This is a genomic window from Streptomyces sp. A5-4, from assembly GCF_051131715.1.
Taxonomy (GTDB): domain Bacteria; phylum Actinomycetota; class Actinomycetes; order Streptomycetales; family Streptomycetaceae; genus Streptomyces.
In genome coordinates, this window is sequence record NZ_CP178591.1 from 4,105,709 (window position 1) to 4,118,907 (window position 13,199).

A 13,199-nucleotide genomic window follows, 5' to 3' on the forward strand; every position below is an offset into this window, starting at 1 on the left:
CCAACCCTGCGGCGGCGCAGCGCGCAGGACGCATCATGAGGGAATGACGACGCAGCACGGGGATGTTCCGGAGCCCCACGCCACCGGCCCCGAGCCGTGGCCGTACGCGGGCCCAATCCACCCCGATCTCCTCGCGGCGAAGGCCCTGTTGTACGACCCGAGCGGATTCGCCTGCTCACGGCCGGAACCGGAGGCGGAGAGCGCGGAGTACGGGGCGTACGTCTTCATCCTGGACGGCCTGTCCGTGCGGTTCCGGGCGGCGAAGACGACCCCGACGAAGGTCGGCCAGTTCGCCACGGTGTGGAAGAGGTCTCCGGACGGCCCGATCCAGCCCTTCGACGTCGAAGACCCCGTCGATCTCTTCGTCATCAGCACCCGTGAAGACGACGAAGGCATAGGCCACTTCGGCCAGTTCGTCTTCTCCCGGCAGGTGCTCCGCGAGCGCGGCATCCTGGCCCGGAACGGCTCAGGTGGAAAGCGGGCGTTCCGCGTCTACCCACCCTGGACCATGACGGCCAACCGCCAGGCCGGCCGCACCCAGACCTGGCAGCTGGACCACTTCCTGCACCTGACCGAGGGCGAACCGGTCGACTCCGCCCTGGCCCACGCGCTCTACCACCCCTGATACACCCCTGCCGAACGGGAGAAACGCGCATGTCGCGCTTGCACGAGATCAAGTTCCGGGCCGTCACCGCGCTCCAGCGCCGCGTCCTCAACCCCCTTGCCAGACGCTCGCCCAGCCAGACGCTCCTGGAGACGACCGGGCGCACTTCCGGGCTGCCGAGACGCACCCCGCTCGGTGGGCGCCGGATCGGAAACGAATTCTGGTTCGTCTCCGAGTACGGCGACAAGTCGCACTACGTACGCAACCTCCAGGCCGACCAGCAGGTCCGCGTCCGGATCAACGGCCGCTGGCACACCGGCACGGCGCACCCGCTGCCGCAGGACGACGCCCGCGCGCGGCTGAGGACGCTGCCGCGCTTCAACAGCGGTGCGGTCAGGGCGTTCGGCACGAACCTGCTGACGGTACGGGTCGATCTCACGGACTGACCGGCTGATCGCGTCCCTTGGAGAGCAAGTCGCTCAGCATGGCTGGTGAGCAGAGGTCACCGGCCGTCTCCATCGGCGCGATCCAGTGCAGCCCGGGCGGTTGCGTACGTTCCACGTGCGGTACGCCTATCCACGCGCCCCGGCCCAGGCAACGGGCCAGTGGCGAGCGCCAGGTGTGGGTCGTGCCGGGTGGCACGAGAGCGTAGAAGCGCAGGGCGTACGGGTCGAGGACGACCGGGCCGAGGGCGTCGGGAAGCGGCTCGGGGTGCGCGGATAGCAGCACCTCGGCGGGGATGCGGACGGCGTCGTAGCGGTGGCCGAGAGGGAGCAGCGCGACCCCGCGCGCGGCCCACTCGGCGTGCGCGAGCGAAGGAATCCGAAGCGCGCGGGCCAGCCAGTCGGCGGTGGCGGTGGTGGTGGGTCGGGTGTACATGTGCGTCCCCCGGGGTCGGCTTTGACCAGCAGATATGGCGACCGTAGGGGTGTGGGTGGGGGATGGCGGGCACAGTTCGTACCCCCTCGTCAGGGGGTACGGTCCGTACCTGTCGCCTAGGCCGGTACGCCCAACTCCTCGGCTAGGAACTGGGCATCGGCCCGGACGATGGCGGGTCCGTTCGCGACCAGGTCGGGCAGCGCCGTGCGCGCGAAGAGGTTGTAGCGAACCGTCTCCGGCGACTCCTCGTGCGCCTTCCTCAACAGGTGCACCACCGCCAGCTTTTCGCCCTCCATGCTGTAGGCCCGCGCTGCCTCCACGTGGTGGAACGAGCGCCGTGTCGCCGACGGCATCGGCGCCAGGTCGATGTTCGTCGCGACCTCGATCGCGCTCCTGGACTGCACCAGGTCGTTGTGCATGGTCAGCCGGTATGCGTCGACCATGCCGGGGCCGAAGATGAGCCAGGGATGGGAGTAACCCTCGCCCAGTCGGCCTGCGGCGTCACTCGCGTGGTCCCAGTGCCGCCACGCCTCCCCGGACCGGCCGACCTTCGCGTACGACAGCGCGGCAGCGAGCTGGAGCAAACCCCAACGAGCAAGCTCCTCGTGCGAGCTGTCCGTGTTGCGGAGCAGCTCAGCGGCCTTCATCGCGAGGTCCACTCGCGCCTCGTGGGCCTCGCCGGCGTCTCGGAAGACGTGGTTCATGTACCAGGCCGCACCCGCGATGGCACGGGGGCTGTCGGCATCCTGGGCCGCGCTCATGGCCCGGTCGCCGGTGAGCATGACCAGTTCACCGGCGGGCTGGAACGACAGGTACAGCTGTACGAGGTGGTACGTCTCGGCGAGCCCGACCAGTACCCGTCGTCGCTCCGCGCCCTCCAACTCCCGTGCTGCGTACTGGAGGTCACTCAGCAGGCGCGGCACGATGGTCGCGATGCGGGAGCGGTGGTCGCCGGGCGCGTGCCACAGCTGCCATCCGTGCTGCACGCGCCCGAGCAGGGTGTCCGCCGACTGCGGTTCCTCGCTCTCCTCGGGCGAGCGGAAGTGGTAGGCGGTGAGGGCGTCCTTAACCACGGGCAGGTCCATGTGCGTGGCCTTGGAATAGGTGGCGACGGCGAGCCGCTCGTCCCCGGTGAAGGCCGTCAGGTCCACGCCGAGTACGTCGGCCATGCGCAACAGCAGGGGCAGGCGAGGCATGTGCAGCCTGTCGGTCTCGATGGCCTTGACCCACTCGGCGGACCGGCCGACCAGCCCACCGACGACTGCGCGGGTGAGCCCTCGGCGCTCCCGCGCGCGTCGAACGCGCTGTCCGAAGGTGAGTGGGGATTCGGATGAGCTGTCGTTCGGATGCGACATAACGGGCTCCGTCCTGAATGGGATACCCAAAACGCTACTCCGGCCATGCCGGGAAGGTGCCGATCGGTGGATTCCCAAAGCCGGGCACAGGCACCTCAGTTGGTGCGGTACCGTATCCGCGTCATCACTCTCCGCGTGCGATCCGTCACACGGAGCGGCCCCCGGCGGTGCTACCAACACCACTCCGAGGGCCTTCACCACAGAGGCTTAAGCAGGAGCCACCGAGATGCTTCGTCATGTTAACGCGCCCACTTGTCGCTTCACGAAGGTTTCGAACGACCTCGTGCGGCACCCTCGCCTGAACTCCGATGCCAAAGTCCTGCTCATTCATGTGCAGGGACTTCCGGAGAGCGAAACGCACAAATCCCTCAGCGAACACGCGGCCAAGCTGAACATCACTGGCCGCGCCTACCAGCGCGCCAAGGAATCCCTCACCGCCTGCGGCTTCTTGCACCACTGGCGTGAGCAGCGCGAGGGGGGCCGCTGGTTCACCGAGCAGGTCGTCACCAACGTCACCCTCACGCGTGAGGAGGCGTCCCGCTGCCGGGGCGGGCTGCTGTCGCCCAGGCTGTCACCGAGTGCGCAGTCTCCGACGGTCGGTGGGCCGACTCGTCGGGTGGTCGGTGGCTCTCCTCCGGAGGTGAAGACGGTGGAGAAGACCACTCCCCACCTCCCTCCCCAAGACGGCATCCCGGCGGATCGGTCCGATCCCCCTCTCCCCGAGCCGGACCCGTCGGATCCCGATCGATCCGATCCCGGTCAAGCCGATGAACTGGCCGAAGCCGAAGGGGTCCTGCTCGGCCTGCGCCACCACAACCGGGACCTCTACCTCGGCGCCCGCGAAGCCCGCGGCCTCGCCGCCGCCGCGGCGCAGTGGCTGAGCCGAGGCCTCACCCCCGGCGAGCTGCGCCACGCGCTCACCGCCGGTCCGCCCCAGGAGGGCATTCGCTCCGCCGTGGGTTTCCTCCGCCACCGCCTCCGGGAAAAGGCCCCCGCGCCCGCCACCACTCCGGCGGCGCCGACCCCGGGGTACGCGGCGCTGCCCCCGGCGCGTACGCCTCAGCCGCTGGTCATCTGCGCGGGGCCGGGCCCCGACCACGCGTTCCGCCCGCACGGTGACGAAACCCGGTGCGGCCCCTGTCGTACGGACGCACCCGTAACGACTCCGGCACCACCCCGAATCGCCTGGCGGGATGTCCTCGCCGCCGATGGCTAGGATCGGGCCGAGAAGGGGGTGGGCCATGGCAGAGCCGCGGGCGGACGACGTGTGGCGGGCGCAGTTCGGCTCTCTCGTGCGGGAAATTGCCGCGCGCAACGCTCCCGGGATGAGGCCGGGAACCTTGAGTTCGACGCTGGAGTTGTCGCGTCACGCCGAGGAGGAATTGGCCCTCGACAACCTGTGTCACGTCATTGAGTACGTCGGCCTGTCTCTCAGCCGCGCTCATTACGCACTGCTGGCCGGGCTGGCCGACCGCCTGGACATGGGGGACACCTTGCAGGAGATCGACCTGCTGCCCTTTGCCGAGGACTGAGCGTTCAAGGCCGACGCCGCCGCAGGGGACTTCCGAGGTGTGACACCCCCAGGAACACACGGCCTTCGCCGCCCGCTGTCACCTGATGCAAGCTCGGCGGTACGCCCCGTCCCACCCGCGCCCGTTGCCGTAAACGAATCCCGGAGCCCCCATGCCCTTCGCCGACGAACTCATCGGCCCCGCCACCGCCGACACCCTGCTCCACGCGCTGCGGGCCGTCGCGCCCGGGGCCGAGTTTCCCGCGTTGCGGTCCGCCGGGCGCAGCCTGGGGCCGTTGCCCTTGCGGGAGCGGTCCGACCTGCTCCGGGACGCGATGCTGGAGGACCTGCCCGGGGCGTACGCCGACTTCGCGGCGACCATGAGGGCCGCCGCGCTCGGCGTGCCGTCGTTCACCGGGTGGCTGATCTGGCCGGTGACGAGCGCCGTCGCGCACAAGGGCATCGCGGAGGGGACCGACGCGGCCTTCGACGACGCGCTCGACCTGCTCGCGGAGCTCACCGGGCGGCTCACGTCCGAGTTCGCCCTGCGGCCCCTGCTGCGCCACGACTCCCGGCGGGCCCTGGAGCGGATCACCCCGTGGGCCCGGCATCAGGATCATGACGTCCGCCGCCTCGCCAGCGAGGGGACGCGGCCGTTCCTGCCCTGGGCCACGCGGGTGCCGACGCTCCTGGCCGAGCCGCGTGCCACCCTGCCGATTCTCGACGCCCTGTACCGCGACGACAGCGAATACGTACGCCGTTCCGTGGCCAACCACCTCAACGACCTCAGCCGGAACCACTCCGACCTGGTCGTCGAGACCGCCGGGGCCTGGCTCGCCGCCCCGGACGAGACCACCCCGCGTCTCGTCCGGCACGCGTTGCGCTCGCTGATCAAGCAGGGGCACCCCGGCGCGCTCGCGCTCATGGGATTCGTCGCGGACCCGGCGCTCGACATCGACGGGCCCACGCTCGCCGAGGACACCGTCCCCTACGGCGGCACCCTTCACTTCACCGCGTCGATCACCAACACAGCCGCACAGCCTGTGCGGTTGGCCATCGACTACGTCGTCCACCATCTGCGCGCGAACGGGCAGCAGAGCACCAAGACCTTCAAGCTCGCCACCAAGGTCCTGGGCGTGGACGAGACCCTCGACATCTCCCGGGACCATTCGTTCCGCGAGATCACGACCCGCCGCTACTACCCCGGCGAGCACGCGATCGAGCTCCAGATCAACGGCGCCCGCCACGGCCGCGCCGCCTTCGACCTCCGAGCACCCCGCGCCGCGTAGCCGCAGGACGCGGTACGGCCACTACGGCGGGCCGGATCCCAGCAGGGTGAGCGTCCCGTACGCGCCCGACGCCACGGCGAGCAGGGCCAGCGTCCAGTGGGCCCGTACCGGACGCCAACGCGCCAGCGCCACCGCCGCCGGGAGCAGCAGGGGGAACGCGGGCATCATCAGGCGGGGGCGGGAGCCGAAGTAGCCGGAGCCGATGAGGGAGAGCAGGACCAGGGCGATCGTGTAGGCCAACACCGGCAGGGGCTGGCGTTGGCGGACGCACAGCCACACCACCCAGCCGAGCAGCGCCAGCGCCGCGCACAGGCCGAGGCCGGCCAGGGGCACAGAGCCGGTGAGGTTCTTCCACACGAAGCCCGCCAGCGCCGCCCCGCCGTCGATGTGGTTGCCCCAGTCGCCCTGGACGGTGAAGTACGCGAAGGGGTCCTGCCTGCGGATGCCGACGAAGATCACGTACCCGAGCCACCCCACCGGGGCCAGCAGGGTGCCCGCGATCATGCGCCACCGCAGGCGCAGGACCTGGCCGAGGGGGGCCGGCGCGCGGAGGTCCCGTACCAGCGTCACCACCGCCGTGATGCCGAGCGCGGCGATCAGTGCCGCCGCCGAGGGGCGGGTGAGGCCGGCCACCGTGGCGAGGGTTCCCGCGATGATCCACCGGTCGGTGACCGCACAGTAGAGCAGCCAGGCCGCGGCGGCGGTGAATAGGGTTTCGGTGTACGCCATCGACTGGACGAAGGCGGTCGGGTACACCCCCCACAGCACGGCCAGGATCACCCCGGTGCGGTGGTCCCGCAGCCGGGCCCCGACCGCGTAGATGCCCCAGGCGGCCACCAGGGACGCGGTCCAGGCGACGGTCAGCCCGGTGTTCGCGACGCTGATGCGCAGGATCTCGGACAGGCCGCGCTCCAGGGCGGGCAGCAGCGGGAAGAACGCCAGATCGGCATGGACACTGCCGTCGGGCAGCCGGACCTGGTAGCCGTACCAGTCGGCCGCGACCCGCTGGTACCAGACCGAATCCCACCGGCTGCTCAGCAGGTGGAGCGCGTCCTTGCCGGTCAGTCGCGTGGCCACGGCGAGGATCAGCATCCCGGTCAGCCGGGCCGCCGCGTACCAGAGGAGGGCCGGGGCAGCGGCTCTCAGGGCGTCGCGTGCTCGGTCCCGCCCGGACGTCGCCGAGGGCGGCGGGGGGCCGGCCGTTCGGTCGGGGGCCAAGTGTTCTGACATGCCGGAACCCTAAAGGCTGAGGGTGCGGACCCAGCCCCCCGACCTCGGGTTTCGTACACCCGCGAGGTCGGCCGCGTATCCGCTCCGCACACGAATGCAGACCCCCGGTGCCCGATATGTGCGTACCGAACCGGAGGCCTGCGCCGTCAACCATACGCACACTCAACCGACTTGAGGAACCCTCGAATCCTGCCCCGGGCGCCGTCCCCGGCGTCGGTCAGGCGCCCTGCTGGGGGTCGTTCGTCGAGGGGGTCGGAGTGATCTCCTCGTGACCGGCGGGCGGGCCGCGTACCAGCCGGTGAGGATCTTGGTGAGGGTGGTGACGACCGCCAGGAGCAGGGCGGGGCTGGTGACCAGCTCGGACGCGCTGTACTCCAGGCCGAGCAGGAGCAGCAGCAGGATGACGCCGATCTCCGCGCCGACGGCGACGAAGTCCTCGCTGGCCGCGAGCGGCAGCAGCCGTGCGAATTTCTGGGCACGGCGGCCGAAAACTCGCAAACCGACCGGCTTCTTTGCGTACCCATTGCCCTACTCCGTGCCTCCGGGCCCGACTGAGGGGCGGGAAGGCCGCGGATCGGGCGGCGGCGCGACGGGTGACCCGGGCGCCACCGCCCTCGGCCGTGACTACAGGTCGAACTCGTGCGGCGGCAGGTCCAGCGTGAAACAGGCCTCCCGTACGAGGGCCTGCTCGGTCTTGTCGAAGTCGCCGTCGGCGCCGCCGATGATGATGCCGATCTGGATGACCGCGCGGGCCTCGGCGGGCTTCTTCTTCGCCTTGGCGACGTCCTGGAGGACGCTGACCTTGCCGAACGCGAAGTCCGCGGTGAGCTTGTCCAGGTACGCGTTGAAGCGGCGCTGCAGGTCGTCGGCCGGGAAGTTCTTCAACACGTCGTTGGTGGCGATGAGTTGAGCGACCCGCTGGCGCTCGGCCGCGTCGATGCTGCCGTCGGCGGCGGCGACCAGGGCGCACATGGCCATGCTCGCGTCACGGAACGAGCCGCTCTTGAGGTCGTTCTTCTTCGCTTCGAGCTGGGTCTGCATCGTCGCGGCGGATTCCTTGAAGCGGTCCCACAGGGCCATGAAGTTCAACTCCGTATGTGTACAGGCGTATGTGTGGTGGCTGTCCGCGCCGCACGTAGCCCGGCGCGGACAGCCACTTACTTCTACAGCTATGTAGAAACTATCAGTCGCGGTTTCGGGTCGCGGATGCGTCGGTGGCCGACGGCCCTTCCGGGGAGGCGTCGCCGTCGTCGCGGGGGCGTCGATCGGCGGGCTGGTCCATGACGGGCTCGTGGGAGCGGGCCACTTCGGCGCGCACCATGGCGTTCAGGGCGGCGTACGGGTCGATGGGCATGCGGAACTTCCTTCGCTGTGTGCGGTCCGGGGGGCGTCGCCGTGCCGGCCGTGAGGCCGCGGCACGCAGGGGGCGTGCGGCTGCCTGTGCACGGCGGAGACGGCTTCGGCACGCGGGGGGCGTGCCGGGCCCGCTCAGCAGCGAAGGACCACGCAGCGGAGGACCGCGCAGCGGACGGTGCGCGGCGGCGCGGGAGCCGGGCCGGATCCGGCGCGGGCGGACAGTCCCCCGGAGGGCGTACGTGGGCAGGGATGCGCGGCGTTGCGCACCAGCGCCCGCACCTTCCGGCTCCTGGCACCGCCGCCCGGCGCCCGCGACTCGCTGTCGGCGGTGTCCGACGGCTGGCTCTCGCCGGCGCCGCCGCCCATGCTTTCGGCGGCGGACAGCGTCCGGGGCTCCACCGCTCCGGCGCCGGTCCCGCCCGCGGACAGCGCCACGGCGAAGACCGCGGTGAGCACCAGCAGCGCCATCAGCACGCCCCGGCGCACCGCGCGCGGGACGGGGCGCGTGGCAGGCATGAGCCATTCGTCCCCCGGGTGCGCCCGTTCGTAGCCGTCCTACGGGCAAGTCCGCTCAACCGGATTACCCGGAACGTCGCACGTGCCGCGACTCCCGCGACGGCGGTGACCGGTCCGGCGGCGGTGACCGGGCCGCCGACACCCGCTCACCGGGTCGGTACCAGCAGCTCGATGCGGTCGAGGACCGGGCGTCCCAGGGGTGTCGCGGTCGGCCCGTGGTGGAGGCGTTGTCGGCCGACCCGGCTCAGGTGCCCGCGGTGGCGCCGAGGTGTCTGGCGAACCGGGGGCGGCAACCGGACGTGGTGGTGCGGTGCAGGACGCGGGCCAGCCCGGGGGGCAGCTCGTCGGCCCGGTGCATGACCCGGGCGTTGTCCCAGATGAGCAGATCACCGGCCTGCCAGCGGTGGCGGTAGACGAAACGTTCTTCCGTGGCATACGCGTTGAGCTTTTCCAACGGAATTCCGATGAAGGCGCCGTCGGGCGCTTCTATGCCCGTGGCGCACAACTCATTGAGGTAGAAGGCCGGATCCCCGCTTTCCGGATGGACCCGTACCAGCGGATGGCGCACGGCCGGGTATTTCTCGGCGTACCCCGATTCGACGGGCCGCCGGTGGATCGTGGAACGCAGGAGGGCGAGCCGGTCGTACGTGTGCACTCCGGCGGCGGTGCACAGCGCTTCCCGCCAGGACGGCGGGGCCTGTGCGTAGGCCCCGGTCATGTCGGCGAACAGCGTGTCGCCGCCGCGGTCCGGCACCACGGCGGCGCGCAGGAGGGTGTGCCGGGTCGGGCGGGCCAGGAACGAACGGTCCGAGTGCCAGTACTGGTTGCCCACCACCGGCGCTGCCCCGCAGTTGTCCACGACGAGGATCTCGTCGCTGTCCGGGTGCTGGTTGAGCAGGTCGGTGACGGTCTCGGGTCGGCCAAGGAACCGGGTCAGCCCGAGGTGTTCGGCCGGATCGAGCTCCAGCCCGCGGATCACCAGCACCGCGTGGGCGGCAAGGGCCTTCTGCAGGTAATGGCCTCCGCGCTCGGTCAGAAGATCGCGCGGACTGCCGGATATTTCGGCCACGAATTTCTTCCGCAATGCTGAAATATTCAACGACATGTCCTTTTCTCCCTTGCGCGCCGGGAGAAAGCTAGCGTCGTTTTCCACACCCGTCAGGAGCGCCTTTTCGGACTCCCGTGAATATTCTCGAAACAGCCGCTCGGAACGGCCCGTCATCGATTACGGGTGAAGGTGACTCCGTCGGCCTTGAAAAGCATGGGCAGGTCGCCCCGCCGGTCGCCGAACAGCCGCTCGTCGACCTCACGCACACCCGGGTGCCGGGGGCCCGGACGGCGGGCTCGGCGACCCGGCCCGAACACGGCGTGTTGTCGAGGACGACCGGGCCGGGCCACGCCTGCCGGGGTGCTCACCGGGACGGCGCGCTCATCGCGGGGGATTCGGCTGGATCTACGCCCGCCGGGCTGCTCACCCGGACGGCCGCGGGATCAACGCCTGCCCCGCGTGCCCCGGCGGGAGCGCCAGGTCGCGCCGGACCGCCGCGTAGTAGTGCTCCCGCGCGGCACGCTGCTCGGCGAGCATCGCCGACCAGGCCGCCGGGTCGCGGGTCCGGTCCCGCAGGAACCGCTCCATGCCGATGACGACCATGACCCACTCGCGCCCGCCGTCCACGACGTCCGGGGTGCCGAGCAGCAACAGCAACTCCCCGGACGGGTCACGCGCGATGGCGGCCTCGGCCAGCAGGGGCGCGGCCTCTTCGGGCGACAAGGGGTGCGGATGGGGGTCGTTGCCGAGGTGCGCGGCGACCCGGTACGTCAGGGTCACGGTCTTCTTCAGCGTCCTGGCGTAGTCGGCGTAGGCCGACAGCCGCCGCTCCTCCCAGCGGGCCGCCTGCTCGCGGCGGAAGCGGGCCCGGTCGCCGTGCGAGATGGCCAGGTACGAGCCGAGGGAGCCGACGATCACGCCGATCAGCGCGGGCAGTTGTTGTATGAACTCGGACATGGGCGAACGGTACGTCGCGCCGTGCCGTACCGGGATCGGGAGCCGCGTGCTCGGGCGCCTGGTGTGGTGTCAGGAAACGGCGTGACAGCGGCGGAAGTCCGCCCTAGGATCGGCGGCTACGGCATCGCGTGTCGGTCACCGTCCGGGTGAGGCATGGAGGTAGCCCGTGAGTTTGCCTTACGGAGGCATTCCACAGTGTCAATCGCGTTGAACCACACGATCGTTCACGCCCGGGACAACCGGGTGTCCGCCGATTTTCTGGCGCACATTCTGGGACTCGAAGCCGGCGCCCAAGCGGGCCCGTTCGTCCCCGTCGAGCTGAGCAACGGCGTCACCCTGGACTTCGGCAGCATTCCGCCGGAGTCCATCGTCACGCAGCACTACGCCTTCCTCGTCAGCGAGGAGGAGTTCGACGGGATCTTCCGGCGGATCAAGGAATCCGGCACGGAGTACTTCGCCGATCCGCACCGCAAGCAGCCCGGTGAGATCAACCACAACGACGGCGGTCGGGGCGTCTACTTCATGGACCCCGCAGGCCACGGCATGGAAGCGATCACGCGCCCGTACGGCAGCGGCGACGCGTAGTTGAACCGGGGGCCCGGGGCGCCCTGCCCCGGACCCCCGCACCAGGCGCTCATGCCCTGAAGTCGCCACGCGGTCAGCCCAGTTCAAGACTTGTCACGCCGAACAGGCCGACCCGGTCGATCTCCGGCGCGGTCCCCGTGTACATGCGCGCCGTCTCGAACGACGGTGTCAGTCCCAGCCGTTCCACCAGACGCACGGCCGCCGTGTTGTTGTCGGGCACGTCGATCGCCACCGGCTCACCGGGTGCGGTGGCCGCGAGCGCGCCCACCAGGGCGGCGGCCACCTCGGGTGAGGCCGCGTAGAGCGGGCCGATGCGCGAGGCCGACGCGCAGGCACGCGGCACGGGCGAAGCCATGGAGAAGCCCGGCGCCCAGGGCGGTCGCCGACGAAGACACGCTTCAGGGCGCCGTCCGCGACGATGCCGCCGGGTGTGGCGACGGTGGCGGATGCGGCCGAAGCCGACCCGGCCGCGGCGACGCTCAGCGCCGCCGAACTGAAAAGGACCGCGAGCGCTGTCGCGGTCGAGATGCTGCGCGTACGCACAATGGTGTTCCCCCCACAAGGAAACCCGGTGGGTGGCCGGGTGTTGAGAGCGCCGCGCAACGCCCGGACATGACCGCTGACGTGCGGTCCACGTGCGGGGCGCGGCTGCTGGAGGGCAGCGTATGGCATGGCGCTGACATACGCGGAGGGGGTTTCCCACGAGCAGCCGGAGAAGCGGGTGTGCGGGCCCTCGCTGCTGCGTTCCCGCTCGCACTCAGAGGTGCTGCTTGGCAGCGACGACCAGGTCGCTGATGCCGTCCCGGGTGACTGTCCGACGTTCATCGAGCTCTGCCCGGCCGTCCGCCTTGTGCAGGTGCGCGATGCTGTCGAGTACGGCCTCCGCCGCCTGGCTCAGGGCCGCGTCCTCGGTGAGCATCTGCGCACGGAACAAGGCCTCCTGGGCGGCTGATCGAAGGTCGTAGGACCGGATCTTCACTCCCTCGGCATCCTCCTGGGGCGGCGGATCGTGCAGACAGAACCACAGATGAATCAGGCAACGCCGATAGTTCACCAGGGCGCCGGCATACGTCGAGTAGGCGTCCAGCCGCTCCTGCCGCAGTGTCTCGCCGCGTAGGAACTCGTGCCCCCTGTCGACGGTGCGCTGCTGAAACGCGAGGGTGATCCCTGAGCCAAGTAGCGTGCCCAGGACGGCTATCGCGCTGGCGATGATGGCTTCCATCGCAGTAGCTGATCACGCGCCGTGCCGATGCGTATCGGGGGGACGGCCCAAAAAGGCGTACGCCGGGACGCCCCTGCCCACCCGCGGGGCCGCCGCGCCCCGCTCAGGGCCGGCGCCCGCGCAACACCCGCCAGGCATCCCCGATCGCGTCCCCGGACCGCGTCCGCCAGTAATCCAGCTTGTCCAGCACGGTTGTCCGCACCATCTGCCACTTGAACCAGGGCGGCAGGCGCCACAGCGGCACGAACGTCAGGGTGTCCCTGATGGCGTCCTCGGCGAAGCCTCCCGGCCCCTCGGCGCGCAGCGCGGCGTACAGCTCCGGCGTCAACTCACCGTTGAGCCGCGCCGCGGTACCCGCCGCCGTGAACGCGTACCCCCGCTGAGCGCGATCCGGCAACCGCGTCGCCCGGACAATTCGGGGAGACGCCTCCTCCAGCGAGCACTGGAACGCCAGCCCGATCACCGCCGTACCGAGATGCCGCTCGCCCCGCTCGAAGGCCGCGTCCACGTCGGCGGGGTCGTCGACACCCAGCAGCCCATCGCCGCTCTCCCAGTCCCATGTGGGTGCCATACCGGTGCCCTCCTCTTCTGGCGTCGTTGTGGAACCCCTGAGCGGCCCGCCTGGAGAGAAGACCCGTCCGTCGACCT

Annotated in this window: 17 protein-coding genes and 1 pseudogene; 6 read left to right on the forward strand and 12 right to left on the reverse strand. The window is 70.6% G+C overall.

Annotation, left to right across the window (positions count from 1 at the left end; translation table 11 throughout):
• Nucleotides 1–43 precede the first annotated feature (43 nt).
• Both ACLLJJ_RS18885 and ACLLJJ_RS18890 read left to right on the forward strand, forming a co-directional pair.
• Entirely contained in the window at nt 44–625 is a 582-nt protein-coding gene (locus tag ACLLJJ_RS18885; protein WP_434592851.1) for a MepB family protein, read from the forward strand.
• A gap of 29 nt (nt 626–654) precedes the next feature.
• On the forward strand, nt 655–1,050 hold the full coding sequence (locus ACLLJJ_RS18890; RefSeq protein WP_434592854.1) for a nitroreductase/quinone reductase family protein: 396 nt from the start codon (nt 655–657) through the stop codon (nt 1,048–1,050).
• Here the strand turns inward: ACLLJJ_RS18890 and ACLLJJ_RS18895 are convergent.
• Nucleotides 1,040–1,483 carry a hypothetical protein gene (locus ACLLJJ_RS18895; protein WP_434592857.1) on the reverse strand — a complete coding sequence of 148 codons (444 nt, stop codon included), beginning with the start codon at nt 1,481–1,483 and terminating at the stop codon, nt 1,040–1,042. The two genes, ACLLJJ_RS18890 and ACLLJJ_RS18895, sit on opposite strands and share 11 nt — an antisense overlap.
• Nucleotides 1,484–1,599: 116 nt before the next feature.
• Nucleotides 1,600–2,838 carry a helix-turn-helix domain-containing protein gene (locus ACLLJJ_RS18900; protein WP_434592858.1) on the reverse strand — a complete coding sequence of 413 codons (1,239 nt, stop codon included), beginning with the start codon at nt 2,836–2,838 and terminating at the stop codon, nt 1,600–1,602.
• Nucleotides 2,839–3,121: 283 nt separating this feature from the next.
• Between ACLLJJ_RS18900 and ACLLJJ_RS18905 the strand changes: the two genes are divergently transcribed.
• The 3 genes from ACLLJJ_RS18905 to ACLLJJ_RS18915 all read left to right on the forward strand — a co-directional run bounded on the left by ACLLJJ_RS18905 (nt 3,122) and on the right by ACLLJJ_RS18915 (nt 5,637).
• The gene (locus ACLLJJ_RS18905) at nt 3,122–4,054 is read left to right on the forward strand and encodes a hypothetical protein (protein WP_434592861.1); all 933 of its coding nucleotides are present in this window, start codon (nt 3,122–3,124) and stop codon (nt 4,052–4,054) included.
• A 25-nt stretch (nt 4,055–4,079) separates the two neighbouring features.
• Complete coding sequence (locus ACLLJJ_RS18910; protein ID WP_434592864.1) at nt 4,080–4,370, forward strand: hypothetical protein; 291 nt, start codon at nt 4,080–4,082, stop codon at nt 4,368–4,370.
• A gap of 151 nt (nt 4,371–4,521) precedes the next feature.
• Entirely contained in the window at nt 4,522–5,637 is a 1,116-nt protein-coding gene (locus tag ACLLJJ_RS18915) for a DNA alkylation repair protein (protein WP_434592866.1), read from the forward strand.
• Nucleotides 5,638–5,658: 21 nt separating this feature from the next.
• Here ACLLJJ_RS18915 and ACLLJJ_RS18920 read toward each other — a convergent pair whose 3' ends face one another.
• From ACLLJJ_RS18920 to ACLLJJ_RS18950, 7 genes are all read right to left on the reverse strand, one after another.
• The gene (locus tag ACLLJJ_RS18920) at nt 5,659–6,867 is read right to left on the reverse strand and encodes a hypothetical protein (RefSeq protein ID WP_434592869.1); all 1,209 of its coding nucleotides are present in this window, start codon (nt 6,865–6,867) and stop codon (nt 5,659–5,661) included.
• 162 nt (nt 6,868–7,029) lie between these two features.
• Nucleotides 7,030–7,365, reverse strand: a complete 336-nt coding sequence (locus ACLLJJ_RS18925) for a hypothetical protein (RefSeq protein WP_434600693.1) — start codon at nt 7,363–7,365, stop codon at nt 7,030–7,032.
• A 126-nt stretch (nt 7,366–7,491) separates the two neighbouring features.
• A complete protein-coding gene (locus tag ACLLJJ_RS18930; RefSeq protein ID WP_283517148.1) occupies nt 7,492–7,947 on the reverse strand; it encodes a tellurite resistance TerB family protein in 456 nt (151 codons plus the stop codon).
• A 103-nt stretch (nt 7,948–8,050) separates the two neighbouring features.
• Nucleotides 8,051–8,221 carry a hypothetical protein gene (locus tag ACLLJJ_RS18935; protein WP_434592872.1) on the reverse strand — a complete coding sequence of 57 codons (171 nt, stop codon included), beginning with the start codon at nt 8,219–8,221 and terminating at the stop codon, nt 8,051–8,053.
• A 134-nt stretch (nt 8,222–8,355) separates the two neighbouring features.
• Nucleotides 8,356–8,739, reverse strand: coding sequence for a hypothetical protein (locus ACLLJJ_RS18940; protein ID WP_434592874.1), 384 nt, complete (start codon nt 8,737–8,739; stop codon nt 8,356–8,358).
• A 244-nt stretch (nt 8,740–8,983) separates the two neighbouring features.
• Entirely contained in the window at nt 8,984–9,961 is a 978-nt protein-coding gene (locus tag ACLLJJ_RS18945; RefSeq protein ID WP_434592876.1) for a TauD/TfdA dioxygenase family protein, read from the reverse strand.
• Between the two features lie 249 nt (nt 9,962–10,210).
• Entirely contained in the window at nt 10,211–10,744 is a 534-nt protein-coding gene (locus tag ACLLJJ_RS18950; RefSeq protein ID WP_434592878.1) for a hypothetical protein, read from the reverse strand.
• 195 nt (nt 10,745–10,939) lie between these two features.
• Between ACLLJJ_RS18950 and ACLLJJ_RS18955 the strand changes: the two genes are divergently transcribed.
• On the forward strand, nt 10,940–11,329 hold the full coding sequence (locus ACLLJJ_RS18955; protein ID WP_434592880.1) for a VOC family protein: 390 nt from the start codon (nt 10,940–10,942) through the stop codon (nt 11,327–11,329).
• A gap of 73 nt (nt 11,330–11,402) precedes the next feature.
• On the opposite strand, the pseudogene ACLLJJ_RS18960 reads toward ACLLJJ_RS18955, so the two are convergent.
• The 3 genes and pseudogenes from ACLLJJ_RS18960 to ACLLJJ_RS18970 form a co-directional block, all read right to left on the reverse strand.
• Nucleotides 11,403–11,672: pseudogene (locus tag ACLLJJ_RS18960) on the reverse strand (GNAT family N-acetyltransferase); the annotation flags it as partial.
• 414 nt (nt 11,673–12,086) lie between these two features.
• Nucleotides 12,087–12,551, reverse strand: coding sequence for a hypothetical protein (locus ACLLJJ_RS18965; RefSeq protein ID WP_434592882.1), 465 nt, complete (start codon nt 12,549–12,551; stop codon nt 12,087–12,089).
• A gap of 103 nt (nt 12,552–12,654) precedes the next feature.
• Nucleotides 12,655–13,122, reverse strand: a complete 468-nt coding sequence (locus ACLLJJ_RS18970) for a hypothetical protein (RefSeq protein ID WP_434592885.1) — start codon at nt 13,120–13,122, stop codon at nt 12,655–12,657.
• Nucleotides 13,123–13,199 lie beyond the last annotated feature (77 nt).

Excerpts from the sequence above, each read along its gene's own strand:
- ACLLJJ_RS18940 (WP_434592874.1), bottom strand. The coding sequence starts at position 8,739 with ATGCCTGCCACGCGCCCCGTCCCGCGCGCGGTGCGCCGGGGCGTGCTG.
- ACLLJJ_RS18930 (WP_283517148.1), bottom strand. The coding sequence starts at position 7,947 with ATGGCCCTGTGGGACCGCTTCAAGGAATCCGCCGCGACGATGCAGACC.
- ACLLJJ_RS18970 (WP_434592885.1), bottom strand. The coding sequence starts at position 13,122 with ATGGCACCCACATGGGACTGGGAGAGCGGCGATGGGCTGCTGGGTGTC.
- ACLLJJ_RS18915 (WP_434592866.1), top strand. The coding sequence starts at position 4,522 with ATGCCCTTCGCCGACGAACTCATCGGCCCCGCCACCGCCGACACCCTG.
- ACLLJJ_RS18890 (WP_434592854.1), top strand. The coding sequence starts at position 655 with ATGTCGCGCTTGCACGAGATCAAGTTCCGGGCCGTCACCGCGCTCCAG.
- ACLLJJ_RS18900 (WP_434592858.1), bottom strand. The coding sequence starts at position 2,838 with ATGTCGCATCCGAACGACAGCTCATCCGAATCCCCACTCACCTTCGGA.
- ACLLJJ_RS18950 (WP_434592878.1), bottom strand. The coding sequence starts at position 10,744 with ATGTCCGAGTTCATACAACAACTGCCCGCGCTGATCGGCGTGATCGTC.
- ACLLJJ_RS18935 (WP_434592872.1), bottom strand. The coding sequence starts at position 8,221 with ATGCCCATCGACCCGTACGCCGCCCTGAACGCCATGGTGCGCGCCGAA.
- ACLLJJ_RS18945 (WP_434592876.1), bottom strand. The coding sequence starts at position 9,961 with ATGACGGGCCGTTCCGAGCGGCTGTTTCGAGAATATTCACGGGAGTCC.
- ACLLJJ_RS18920 (WP_434592869.1), bottom strand. The coding sequence starts at position 6,867 with ATGTCAGAACACTTGGCCCCCGACCGAACGGCCGGCCCCCCGCCGCCC.
- ACLLJJ_RS18885 (WP_434592851.1), top strand. The coding sequence starts at position 44 with ATGACGACGCAGCACGGGGATGTTCCGGAGCCCCACGCCACCGGCCCC.
- ACLLJJ_RS18965 (WP_434592882.1), bottom strand. The coding sequence starts at position 12,551 with ATGGAAGCCATCATCGCCAGCGCGATAGCCGTCCTGGGCACGCTACTT.
- ACLLJJ_RS18895 (WP_434592857.1), bottom strand. The coding sequence starts at position 1,483 with ATGTACACCCGACCCACCACCACCGCCACCGCCGACTGGCTGGCCCGC.
- ACLLJJ_RS18910 (WP_434592864.1), top strand. The coding sequence starts at position 4,080 with ATGGCAGAGCCGCGGGCGGACGACGTGTGGCGGGCGCAGTTCGGCTCT.